Origin of the sequence: Streptomyces sp. NBC_00557 (assembly GCF_036345995.1) — a bacterium.
In the GTDB taxonomy this organism is placed as follows: domain Bacteria; phylum Actinomycetota; class Actinomycetes; order Streptomycetales; family Streptomycetaceae; genus Streptomyces.
Genome location: NZ_CP107796.1, coordinates 2,852,596 through 2,865,005, shown reverse-complemented (window position 1 = coordinate 2,865,005; position 12,410 = coordinate 2,852,596). Strand labels below are relative to the sequence as shown.

Below are 12,410 nucleotides of genomic sequence, written 5' to 3'. Positions count from 1 at the left end.
CGCGTGTGTCTACCTCTGCCGCCGTCCGCCGCTGTTGATGTCGGCGGTGGATGTCGACTCCTGGGTAGGGGCACGTCCACGCGAGATCTCAGCGGGGCGAGATGCTAGGTGAGGCTCCGTCCAGGCAGTGGTCGTGTGCGGCTTTCATGGAGGGATACGACGCGCTCAGAGCTATCCGACTGCCCGGAGCGTCGACTTCGCAGACGTATCCCCCTGGGCCTGCAGCTGTCTTGACGTGCAGCATTACTTCGTAGGAGGAGATGTGCACGGTGCGATTTGACCCCGCTGGGATGACTCCTAGGCTGTGCTCCTCCGCGCATTCGTTGTCCCCGTCGCCGGCACACCAGAAGATGCGCACTGGGTTCGATGTGCTGTTCACCAGAGCGATCGGATCGACGTTCTCGGGGTCGGTCGGATCAGGGTTGCAGCCAGCGATAGCGAGTGCAGCCAAGCCCAGCAGGATCATGGTAGCAAAGCGGGCAAAACGGCTGTTCGGCAGGTCCACTGGCTCTCCGGGGGGCGTCGTACGAAGCCGCACCGTATCCCAAGACCGCCGCCCCAGGACCTCAGCCTGGGAAGCTGAGAGCTTTTGGAAGCGGTTTGGGAGCTGAGCTGGGCGAACGGTCGGCGCGGTCCGCCGGACTCGGCTGCTTGCACCGTGATTCCCCGCTGTTCCCCGCCCGCTCTGGTGTGGCTGTGGTGCAGCGTGTGGCAACGCTTTAGCTTTAACTGCGGTGCCGCCGACTCTAACTTGGCGGTGCACTCTGACGGCTTGTATCAGCCTGGCTGGTTGAGCTGTCGAGGGGCGGCTCAGCAAGTGAAGTCGATCGACGAAGCAGAGCAGGCAAGTTTAGAAACGTGAGCTTGATCAGCTCGACCAAACGTCGCTCGCTGAGCCTGTCATCGTGGCGCAACTGTAGAGCGCCGACCGTGCCGACCCCTAGTAAGGAGCTAGCGACGACGATGGGCACAGTCCGTGGCGGCGCCAACGAACCAGCGGTGATCGTGGTGGCCGTGATTGCAATGAAGGCGATCAGATAGAACGAGCCGCTGAGCCAGGGGCCGCGATGTTGCGGCCCAGTCTGCCTCGCTGACTCGCGATGTGCTCTCAGGACATCTTCGACGTTCGAGCCCCTGATCTCGCGCACCCGGCCACGACGGTCGATTGTGAAGTGGCACCCTTCCACACCACAGACCCCCTGCTTATTGCGCTGTAGCGCTCGATCTAGAGGAGTGTGTGGGTTGACAGCCCCAACCTGGTGGCCGTGGCAGTAGCGCGGACGCCGACGTCTCATCGGGCCATGGTGCCGAGTCCCTTGGCACAGCACCAGATCGCGTCGGCTGCAAACAATCTTGAAAACCGTCGTGGCGCAAGCCACCGTGGGTTCAAATCCCACACCCACCGCGCACGTGAACGGCCCCTGACCAGGCGATACGGTCGGGGGCCGTTGCGTTGCGCGGAGCCCGCTCGGCACCGTGGTTCCCCGTGGCTTCCCGCACGATCGGGCACGGGTGGGGCACGGACCCCCTTGAGGCCCTGCCCGGGTAGCGGTGATCAGGAGCCGGTCTACTGATCCACCCCGCCGGCCGACCAGCACGGCACCAGAAGCCCACGGCCCTGCCCAGCGCGGACGTCGTGGGCTTCTGCCGTTCCCGGCCGCCGGTGACCGCCCTCGGGCGGCGCCGGGGCAGGTCCGTGGGCGGCGCCAGGGCTCTGTTCGCGTCAGGAGCAGACCGTGCCGTCCTTCGGCACCGTGCCGTTCAGCAGGTAGGCGTTCACCGTCGAGTCGACGCAGTCGCTGCCGTTGCCGTACGCCCCGTGGCCCTCGCCCTTCCAGGTCAGTTCGATGCCGACGCCCTTGCCCAGCTCGTCGGCCATTCTGCGGGCGCCCTCGTAGGGTGTCGCCGGGTCGCCGGTGTTCCCGACCAGCAGGATCGGCGCCGCTCCGGGCGCGCTGACCTGCGGGGTGGTGTACTGGCCCGGTACCGGCCAGTCGTGGCACCAGCCGGCGGTGTCCCAGCCGAGGAAGTCCCCGAACACCGGCGAGATCTCCTCGAAGCGCGCCAGCCGCCGCTTCGTCTCGGCGAGCGTCGGCCGCTCCTTCTCGTCCAGGCACGATATGACCCGCTGGGAGTGGGACGTCGTGCCGTAGCGGCCTGCCGAGTCCCGCTCGTTGTAGTCGTCGGCGAGCGCCAGCAGCGCTGAGCCGTCGCCCTTCTCCGCGGCGTCGAGGGCAGCGGTCAGCCTCGGCCAACTGGACTCGCTGTAGAGCGGAAGGACGATTCCGGTGACCGCGAGGGTCTCGGTCAGCTTCCGCCCGGACGACGTCGGCAGGGGGCGCGCGTCGATCCGTTTCAGCAGGGCCGCGATCTGTCGGGTGCCCTGCACGGGATTCCGGCCGGTGGACTTGAGGTAGTCGTCCAGCGCCCGCTGGAAGCCACGGGTCTGGTTCTCGGCCTGGCCCACCGTGTCCGCGGTCGGGTCGACCACCGCGTCGAGGACCATCCGCCCCACCCGCTCCGGGAACAGGTGGGCGTACACGCCGCCGAGTTCGGTGCCGTAGGAGATGCCGAAGTAGTGGAGCCTGGCGTCGCCGAGGACCTGGCGCATCAGATCCATGTCGCGGGCGGTGTCCGTCGTGGACACATGGGTCAGCAGCGCACCGGCGGCCTTCTGGCAGCCCTTGCCGAAGCCGGCGGCGTCCTGGAGGAACGCCTTCTCCTCCTCCGGGGTGTCCGGCGTGGCGTCCACGTCCTCGGCGGCCTCGATCTGACGGTCGCTGCGGCAGCGCACGCCTCCGCTCGCGCCCACTCCGCGCGGATCCCAGCTCACCAGGTCGTAGCGCTCATGGAGCTTGGAGACCGTGCTTGCGTAGTACGGCATCATCTCCAGGCCCGAGCCGCCGGGGCCGCCGAAGTCGAACAGCAGGGAACCGGCGCGGTTGCCTCCGGTCGCCTGCGCGCGGATCAGCGCCAGCCCGATCGTCGTACCGTCCGGCCGGGACCAGTCCAGTGGCACCTTGAGGGTCGCGCATCGCCACTCGCCGCCCGGTGCGGGGGAGTCGCCCCGGGCCGCGCAGCGGTGCCAGTCGAGGCGCTGGGAGGTGAGGGAGGCGGGCAGGTCCGTCGCCGGAGCCGGCGGGGGAGCGGCGCTCGTCGTCCTGCCGGGGCCGTCCCCGTGTTCCTTGGCGTCGCCGCCCCCGCCCGACGAACCGCCGCCGCAGCCGGCCACCAGCAGCGCCGCGGCCAACGCGGCCGTCCACCGCAGAAATCGCCTCATGGGCACCCCCCTCACAGGCCCGTCGCATCGTCCCGCGCCGGGCGTTCACGCCATGGTAGGCACAGGGGACGGAGCCCGGGGCGGCCTGTGGATAACCGCCTGACCAGTGGTTTTGCGGTGATGGAGGGCGGGCGTCAGGAGCAGACCGTGCCGGCCTTCGGTTCCCGTCCGTCCAGGAGGTAGCCGTTCACCGCGCTCTGCACGCACCGGTTCTTGCTGTCGTACGCACCGTGCCCCTGGCCCTTGTACGTCAGCTCGACGGCCACCCCCTTGCCGAGTGCCTCGACCATCTTCCTCGCGCCCTCGTACGGGGTGGCCGGGTCGCCGGTGTTGCCCACCACGAGAATCGGCGCGGAACCGGGGGCGCTGACGTCGGGGTGATCGGCGGCGCCCGCCACGGGCCAGTCGGTGCAGCTGAGCATCCCCCAGGCCAAGAAGTCCCCGAACAGCGGGGAGGCGGCGCGGAACTGGGGCAGCTTCTGCTGGACCTGGCCGGCGGTGTACCGCTGCTTCTCGTCGGCGCAGTTGATGGCGATGTTCGCGGCGGTGATGTTGCTGTACTCGCCGTTCTGGCTGCGGCCGTTCATGGCGTCGGACAGCAGCATCAGGACCCTGCCGTCACCGGAGTAGGCCTGCTCGAGGCCCTCGGTGAGGTACTCCCAGAAGTCCTTGGAGTACAGGGACTGCGCGATGCCGTTCGTCGCGGCGGTCTGGGTGAGCGGGCGCGGCGGAATACCCGGAATCGGCCTCTTGTCCAGGCTGTTCAGCAGTCTCGCGATGCGGTTCTTCACGTCCTGCGGGGTGGAGCCGACCGGGCATTCCGTCGTCCTCGAGGTGCAGTCCTCGGCGAAGTTGTCCAGTGCGAGCTGGAAGCCCTTGGCCTGCCCCAGCGCGCTCTGCTCGGGGTCCTGCGTGGGGTCGACGACGGCGTCGAGCACGGCCCGGCCGACGTGCCGGGGGAACAGGTGGGCGTACACGCCGCCGAGTTCGGTGCCGTAGGAGATGCCGAAGTAGTGCAGCTTGGCGTCGCCGAGGACCTGGCGCATCAGGTCCATGTCGCGGGCCGCGTCGGTGGTCCCCACGTGCGGCAGGATCTTCTTGGAGTGCGCCTCACAGGCCGCGTTGAACTGCTTGGTGCGCTGCAGCAGCGCGGCGCGCTCCGCACTGTCGTCGGGGGTGGCGTCCTGCTGGAAGTACTCGTCCAGCTGGGAGTCGCTCTCGCACTTCACCGGCGCGCTGCGGCCCACCCCGCGCGGGTCGAAGCTGACCAGGTCGTAGCGGGTGCGCAGGGTCTCGTAGTCCGAGGCGAACGCGGGCAGCGAGCTGACGCCGCTGCCGCCGGGGCCGCCGAAGTTGAACACGAGCGAGCCGATCCGCCGGCTCGCGGGGCCGCTGGCCCTGGCGCGGATCAGCGCGATGCCGATGGTGTCGCCCTTCGGCTTGCTCCAGTCCAGCGGCGCCCGCATGGTGGCGCACTGCCAGGTGCCGCCGTGGGGCAGTGGCGACGGGGCGCTGCCGCCGCCCTCGGCCTCGGACGGGGCCGGGCAGTCCTTCCAGTCCAGCTTCTGCGTCGCGAGGTCGCCGTCCTGAACGCCGTTGCCGCATCCGGTCAGCAGGCCGGACAGCAGCAGGGCGGAGCCGGCCAGGGCGGCGGCACGCAGCCGGGAGGGGTTCGCCATGCTCCCATCCTGAGGGCGCGCACGCCGGGGCGCGCGGGGCGCGGGCCGTACGAGGTACGTCCGCCGCCTGCCGTTACAGGGCTCCCTTGCGGGTGAGCTGGTTGAAGGCGAGCCAGCCCGGCAGCACCGGCAGCCACAGGGTCAGCAGGCGGTACAGCAGGACGGCCGGGGCGGCGACTTCCTTGGGCAGCCCGACGGCGATCAGGCCGACGGTCAGGGTCGCCTCGACGGCGCCCACGCCGCCCGGTGTGGGCGCGGCGGAGCCGAGGGCGTTGCCGGCGAGGAACACCACCGCGACGCTGGCGATGCTGAGGGAGGCCGAGCCGTGGCCGAACGCGCGGATGGAGGCGTCCAGGCACATCACGAAGCAGAACGTCAGCAGCAGGATGCCGCCGATGCCGGTGATCAGTTTCTGCGGCCGCTGCAGCACGTCGAGCATGCGGGGCACGACTCCGGCGAAAAGCGAGCGCACGCGCGTGACGACGAATTTCCGCAGGAACGGCACGGACGTCACGACGAGCACCAGCACCGCCACCGTCAGCAGGCCGGCGATGACCGTCCGGGACGGCGACAGGGACGGCGTCTTCTCGGTGCCGGTGAGATAGCCGAAGGACAGCAGCATCAGGATGTGGAAGCCGAGCCCGGCCAGCTGCGAGGCGCCCACGCTCGCCACCGCGAGCCCCGGACGGATGCCCGCGCGCTGCAGATACCGCGTGTTCAGGGCGACGCCGCCGACCGCCGCGGGTGCGACGATCTTCACGAACGAGCCGGCCACCTGGGCCGCCACGGCCCGCAGGAACGGCACCCGCTCGGGCACGAACCCGAGAAGCTGCATCGCCGCCGCCACGTAGCTGAGCGCCGAGAAGAGCACGGCCGCCACGACCCAGCCCCACTGGGCGCCCGCGATGAGCGGCCCGAACTCGATGTGCGTGAGCTGCGTCAGCAGGAAGTACGCGCCGATGGCGCCGGCGATGAAACTGATCAGTGTGCGCGGCCGCACCCGCTCCAGCCGGGCCGGCTCCACCGGCGCCTGCGGCCTGATCCGCAGCACCTCGTGGCGGATCTGCGTGAGCAGGTCCTCCTCACGCGCTTCCTCCAGGGCCTCGTCGATGGCCCGCTTCTCGGCCCGCGCCTGCGCGCGTACGGCCTTCTTGTCGGCCTTTCTGAGGGCGTCCGCGCCCTGCGCACCGGCTTCCTGGTTCTGCGCACCGGCTTCCTCCGGGCGCGTCTGCTTGGAGTTCCGGGAGGCCTCCAGGACTGCCTCGCGCTCGCGCTGGGCCTGTTCCCGGGCCAGTTTGCGCAGGGTCGCGCGCGTGGAGCGCGTCAGCGCGATCGGCTGGAGCAGCGGCAGGCAGTCGGCGACCGCGTCGGGTCCGAGTACACGGACCGCCGAGGCCACCGCCCGCTGCGCGCCCACCCGCAGGGCGAGCGTCGTGACCAGCTGCGCCACGTCCATGCGCAGCAGCAGCTCGCCGGCCGCGATCTCGCCGCCGCGCAGTTCGGTGAGGATCACATTGCCGGAACGATCCACCAGGATCGCGTCACCCGCGAGCCTGCGGTGGGCGATGCGCCGCGACTGCAGCGCCCGCACCTGCTGCCAGGTCTTGTGCAGCAGCTCGTCGGTGATCTCCTCGTCGGCCAGCGAGTCCAGCGTGCGCCCGCCGGTGTGCTCGTAGACGAGCATGACGGCGTCGGGACCGAGCTCGGACGTGGCGATCAGCTTGGGCGCGTTGGCGCCGGCCGCGATGGCCGCGTACGCCAGCAGCGCCTCCTGTTCCAGCGCTTGGCGCAGCGACTGGAGGCTGGAGCGGGTGGCGAAGCCGCGCAGGGTGAGATTGCGCCACGCGCGGTAGAAGAAGCCCTGGGCCTGCTGTTCCCGGTCCACGACCGTGACGTCCAGCGGCGGCCCGTCCTCCAGGGTGACGAAGTAGCGGCGGCCGCGGTCGCCGTTCTCCGACTCCACGGCCTCCTCGCGGGCCGCGCTGACCGGGCGGAAGCCGACGTGCCGCAGGCCCGCCATGAGCGTCTGCCCGGTGGGGCGCACATTGGGGGAGCCGACCGCGTACAGCGTGCCGTAGGCGACGGTCCAGCCGATCAGCACCGTCAGGATGATCGAGAACGGGGTCGTGTAGCCGGTGACCAGCATCGAGAACGCGTCGAGCAGCAGGACGATCCACAGCACCGCGCGCCATCTGGGTCTGCGGGACATGCCGACGGCCGTCATATAGGCGATGACGGGCGCCAGATAGCCGTGCACGGGATCGGTCAGGGCGTGCAGGTCACTCGGGGAGGGCTGGGTGAGCGCCTCCTGGATCGAGCCCGGGGCGGCGCGGGCGACCCACAGGTCGGTGGCGAGGGTCACCCCGTGGGCGAGGACCGCGGCGAGGACGCCGTCGGCGATGCGCAGACCGTCGCGTTTGATCAGCCGTTCGATCGCGAAGGCGACCGGCACGAGCAGGATCGCGATGCTGGACGCCAGCCCCGCGATCTTGATGAGCAGGTCGGGGGCCTGACCGGTGCCCTTGTTGATGTCCTGTTCGAAGCCCGAGGTGGTGCCGTGGGCGAACGCGGCGATCGCGAGCAGCACCGCGATGGCGAGCACGCCCACCAGGAGCCGCATGAGATCGGAGGGGCGGTGCACGCGCGCGGGGAGCAGCGGTTCGTCGCCCTCCACGGCCTCCGCATGCGGATCGCCCTCCACGGCCTCCGCGTGCGGATCGCCGTCCTGGCCCGGACCGCGATCGGGAGGCGCGTTTTCCGGCACGGACGAGCCCTTGGCGTCACCGTCGGCGTCGACCTCGGTGCCACCGTCGGCGTCGCCACGGGCACGCGCGCGCGTGCCGTCGTCCTCGCCGGACGGGTCGTACGCAGGCGTGCGCGAGCCGTCGTTGTCCGCGCTTTCGCGCGGGCGTGTGCCGTCGTCGGTGCCGGTGCGCGGACCGGTGTCCTGCCGCGCGTCGCCACTGCTCCCGGCCGCGTCGGGGCGCGCGGCGGCGTCAGGGGTGCCCGCCGCGCCTTCGGGGTGCACGCCCTGCTGCTTCATGGTCTCTTCTTGGTCTCGTATCACCAGTCACCGCCCGCACGATGGTGGCATGCCTGACCGGCACACGCGGGCATCAGGGTGCGGATGCGCGGGCGCACAGTCTGCCCCACGCGCCGTGCGGGGGCGAGAGGGCCGTTGCCCGCGGTCCCCGCGTCGATGTCGGTGGGGTGCGGCAGGATGGGGCGAATGAGCGAGCAGAGCCCTGCCCACGACACGCGCGAGGAGCACGCGGATGCCCTTCCGGAGTACGCCGAGCGGGTCCTCGAGGCCGCCGAGCGGATCCCGCCGGGACGGGTCATGACGTACGGCGACGTCGCCGAATGGCTCGAGGAAGGCGGGCCGCGCCAGGTCGGCCGGGTGATGTCGCTCTACGGCGGCGCCGTTCCGTGGTGGCGGGTCGTCCGGGCCGACGGGGTGCTGCTGCCCGGCCACGAGCTGCGCGCGCTCGCCCACTACCGCGCCGAGGGCACGCCGCTGAAGGAGGCGGCCGAAAGCGCCGAGGGGCATCTGCCGCGGCTCGACGTGCGGCGGGCCCGGTGGGACGGCGGGGCGAGTGCGGAGGGTCACACCTGACAGCTTCCGCCATCCGATGCCCTCGACGAGAGCCGCTAGCCCATTCGGGTGACGCCGGGGACTTCCGTGACATGACGTACGTTCGAGGGATGCGGGACTCGCGTGGCTCCAGCGCCCCGAGGGAAGAAGCGGAAGCCCTGCTTCCGTCCGGTGCGGCGGCGTAGCGTCGGCTGCACGCGTCCCGCTCACCCCGCGGCCACCGTCACGCGCGCGTGACCGCCCGCCCACCAGCACGCACACCAGGACCGGCCGATCACGTGAGCTCCTCCTCCACCGCCAGGCGACTGCCGCACCCTCCGGTGCGGCAGGGGAGCCGTGGCGCGTACCGGCTGGTCCGGACCCCGCCGGCCACGGCGGCTCCCCCTCGTCTGGACGCGGCACAGCGCGCCGTGGTTGACCACCGCAGCGGCCCCCTCCTCGTCCTCGCCGGACCCGGCACCGGCAAGACGACCACCCTCGTGGAATCCGTCGCCGCACGCATCGCCCGCGGCGCCGACCCCGAGCGCATCCTGGTGCTGACCTTCAGCCGCAAGGCCGCCGTCGAACTGCGCGACCGCATGGCCCTGCGCATCGGCGCCGCCCGCGCGCCCCGGGCGACCACCTTCCACTCGTACTGCTACGCGCTGGTGCGCGCCCACCAGGACAGCGGCCTGTTCGCCGAGCCGCTCCGGCTGCTCTCCGGCCCCGAGCAGGACGTCACCGTCCGCGAGCTGCTCGCCGGGCAGCCCGACCTGCAGCGGCTCGGACTGGCGCATGTGCGCTGGCCCGACGAGCTGCGCGCCTGCCTGACCACGCGCGGCTTCGCCGACGAGGTACGCGCGGTCCTCGCCCGCAGCCGGGAGCTGGGCCTGGGCCCCGAGGCGCTCGACGCCTTCGCCCGCCGCATCGGCCGCCCCGACTGGCGCGCCGCCGCCGCGTTCCTCGCCGAGTACCTCGACGTGCTCGACATGCAGGGTGTGATCGACTACGCGGAACTGGTCCACCGCGCGGTCCTGCTCGCCCGCCGCCCCGAGAACGCCGTACGGCTCGCCGCCCAGTACGACGCGGTGTACGTCGACGAGTACCAGGACACCGACCCCGCCCAGGTCCGGCTCCTGCACGCACTGGCCGGCGACGGCCGTACCCTGCTCGCCTTCGGCGACCCCGACCAGTCGATCTACGCCTTCCGGGGCGCGGACGTGAACGGCATCCTCGACTTCCCTGCGGCCTTCCCGCGCGCGGACGGCCGTCCCGCCCCCGTCGAAGTGCTGCGCACCTGCCGCCGCTCCGGCGCCGCCCTGCTGGCCGCCACCCGCCGGATCACCCAGCGCATGCCCCTGCCCCGGCTGCCCGCCGACGAGGTCCGCGCCCACCGCGAGCCGGCCGCCGTACGGGACGGGGGCCGCGTCGAGGTCTACACGTACCCGACGGCCGGTACGGAGCTGGACAACATCGCGGACATCCTGCGCCGCGCCCACCTGGAGGACGGCGTCGCCTGGAGCGACATGGCCGTCCTGGTCCGGGCCGGCTCCCGCAGCCTGCCAACCCTGCGCCGCGCCCTCACCGCGGCCGGCGTCCCGCTGGACGTCGACGGCGACGACCTGCCCCTGCGCCACGAGCCGGCGGTGGCCCCCCTGCTGACGGCCCTGCGCGCGGTGGCCACGGCGGAGGCGCGGCGCCACGAGGAGCACACGATCGCGGCCGGCGCCGAGAGCCAAGGCTCGGCCGACGAAGCCGAGGACGCCGAAGAGGCGGCCTCGGAAGCGGAACCGGAACGGGAGGCATCCGCCTCCGAACAGGCCACCGCCTCGGACACCGCCCCCGGGATCCCCGCCCCCCAAGACGGCGCCGAGCAGGAGGACACCGCCGAATCGGCCCCGGACTCCTCGTGGCTCGACACCGAGACCGCGCTCACCCTGCTCGCCTCCCCCCTGGCGGGCATGGACCCGGCCGACCTGCGCCGCCTGGGGCGTGCCCTGCGCGAGGAGGAACGCGCGGCCGGGAACCCGCTGCCGCCCCCGTCCGACGTACTGCTCGCACGGGCGCTCGCCGAACCCGAACGCCTCGCCGTGCATGACCCGGCGTACGCGCGCGGGGCGCAACGCCTCGGCGCGCTGCTCCGCAAGGCCCGCGAACGCCTCGCGGGCGGCGGTACGGCCGAAGAGGCGCTGTGGGACCTGTGGGAGGGCACGCCGTGGCCCGCCCGTCTGGAACGGGCCGCCCGGCGCGGCGGCGCGGCCGGCCGCAACGCCGACCGGGACCTGGACGCCGTGTGCGCGCTGTTCGCCACCGCCGCCCGCGCGGAGGAGCGCACCGGAGGCCGCGGCGCGCTGAACTTCCTGGAGGAGATCGAGGCCGAGGACATCGCCGCCGACACGCTCACGCACCGCGCGGTACGCCCCGACGCCGTCCGCCTGATGACCGCGCACCGCTCCAAGGGCCTCGAGTGGCGGCTGGTCGTCGTCGCCGGCGTCCAGGAGGGGCTGTGGCCCGACCTGCGCCGCCGCGGCTCCCTCCTGGAGGCCGACCGCATCGGCCGGGACGGACTGGCCGAACCGCTCCCGCCGGGCGCACTGCTCGCCGAGGAGCGCCGGCTGTTCTACGTGGCCGCCACGCGCGCGCGCGAACGCCTTGTCGTCACCGCCGTGAAGGCGCCGGCCGACGACGGCGACCAGCCGTCCCGCTTCCTCACCGAGCTCGGCGTCGAGCCGAAGGACGTCACCGGCCGCCCCCGCCGCCCGCTGTCGGTGGCCGCGCTCGTCGCCGAGCTGCGCGCCACCACCGTCGACCCGCGCGCGTCCGCGGCCCTGCGCGAGGCCGCCGCCCGCCGCCTGGCCCGGCTCGCCGCCCTCACCGACGAGGACGGCCGCCCGCTGGTGCCGTCCGCGCACCCTTACCGCTGGTGGGGCATGTACGACCCGACCGAGAGCAAGGTGCCGCTGCGCCACCGCGACCGGCCGGTCGTGCTCTCCGGCAGCGCCCTGGACCAGCTCGCCAACACCTGTGCGCTGCAATGGTTCCTCGGCCGCGAGGTGAAGGCCGACGCCCCGGCCACCACCGCGCAGGGCTTCGGCAACGTCGTCCACGTCCTCGCCGACGAGGTCGCCTCCGGCCGCAGCCCGGCCGACCTCGACGTCCTCATGGAACGCCTGGACTCGGTGTGGAACGCGCTCGCCTTCGACGCGCCCTGGAAGTCCCGGCAGGAGAAGGACAACGCGCGCGCGGCGCTCGAACGCTTCCTGAACTGGCATGTGCTGGACCGCGCCGGACGCACCCCGGTGGCGAGCGAGCAGGACTTCGACGTCACCCTCGAAGCGGGCGACTACCAGGTCCGCATCCGCGGCCAGATGGACCGCGTGGAGACGGACGGCGAGGGCCGCGCCTACGTGGTGGACTTCAAGACCGGCAAACAGGCCCCCAGCGCCGCCGAGGTCACCCGCCACCCCCAGCTCGCCGTCTACCAGCTCGCCGTCCGCGAAGGCGCCGTCGACGAGGCCTTCGACGGCGTACGGCCCGAACCCGGCGGCGCCGAACTGGTCCACCTCCGACAGGGCGCCGCCCAGCGCGACGGCGGCGAGAGCCTGCCCAAGGTGCAGACCCAGGAGCCGCTGTCGGGGGAGTGGGTCGGCGAACTGCTGGCCACCGCCGCCGGCAAGGTCCTCGACGAGCGGTTCACGCCGAACACCGGCCAGCACTGCACGCACTGCGCGTTCCGCGCCTCGTGCAGCGCCCGGCCCGAGGGGCGGCACGTGGTCGAGTGAGGGCCTGCGGCGCCGTACCGCACCCGGCACCTGGGTGACGTCCCGCACGTACCGCACCAGAGCCTCCGGTACCCGGTGACGTACCGCACCAGCGG

6 protein-coding genes are annotated in these 12,410 nt (G+C 72.4%); 2 read left to right on the top strand and 4 right to left on the bottom strand.

Annotated elements, in window-relative coordinates; all coding sequences use genetic code 11:
• Positions 1 to 88: 88 nt before the first annotated feature.
• The 4 genes from OG956_RS11870 to OG956_RS11855 form a co-directional block, all read right to left on the bottom strand.
• The gene (locus tag OG956_RS11870; protein WP_330337927.1) at positions 89 to 505 is read right to left on the bottom strand and encodes a hypothetical protein; all 417 of its coding nucleotides are present in this window, start codon (positions 503 to 505) and stop codon (positions 89 to 91) included.
• 1,218 nt (positions 506 to 1,723) lie between these two features.
• Positions 1,724 to 3,280, bottom strand: a complete 1,557-nt coding sequence (locus tag OG956_RS11865; RefSeq protein ID WP_330337926.1) for an alpha/beta hydrolase — start codon at positions 3,278 to 3,280, stop codon at positions 1,724 to 1,726.
• A 134-nt stretch (positions 3,281 to 3,414) separates the two neighbouring features.
• The gene (locus OG956_RS11860; RefSeq protein ID WP_330337925.1) at positions 3,415 to 4,959 is read right to left on the bottom strand and encodes an alpha/beta hydrolase; all 1,545 of its coding nucleotides are present in this window, start codon (positions 4,957 to 4,959) and stop codon (positions 3,415 to 3,417) included.
• Between the two features lie 73 nt (positions 4,960 to 5,032).
• On the bottom strand, positions 5,033 to 8,002 hold the full coding sequence (locus tag OG956_RS11855) for a lysylphosphatidylglycerol synthase domain-containing protein (protein ID WP_330337924.1): 2,970 nt from the start codon (positions 8,000 to 8,002) through the stop codon (positions 5,033 to 5,035).
• 186 nt (positions 8,003 to 8,188) lie between these two features.
• On the opposite strand from OG956_RS11855, the gene OG956_RS11850 reads away from it, so the two are divergent.
• Both OG956_RS11850 and OG956_RS11845 read left to right on the top strand, forming a co-directional pair.
• Positions 8,189 to 8,575 (top strand): MGMT family protein, encoded by a 387-nt coding sequence (locus OG956_RS11850; RefSeq protein WP_330337923.1) that lies wholly within the window; start codon positions 8,189 to 8,191, stop codon positions 8,573 to 8,575.
• A gap of 257 nt (positions 8,576 to 8,832) precedes the next feature.
• Entirely contained in the window at positions 8,833 to 12,315 is a 3,483-nt protein-coding gene (locus OG956_RS11845) for an ATP-dependent helicase (protein WP_330337922.1), read from the top strand.
• Positions 12,316 to 12,410: the final 95 nt, after the last annotated feature.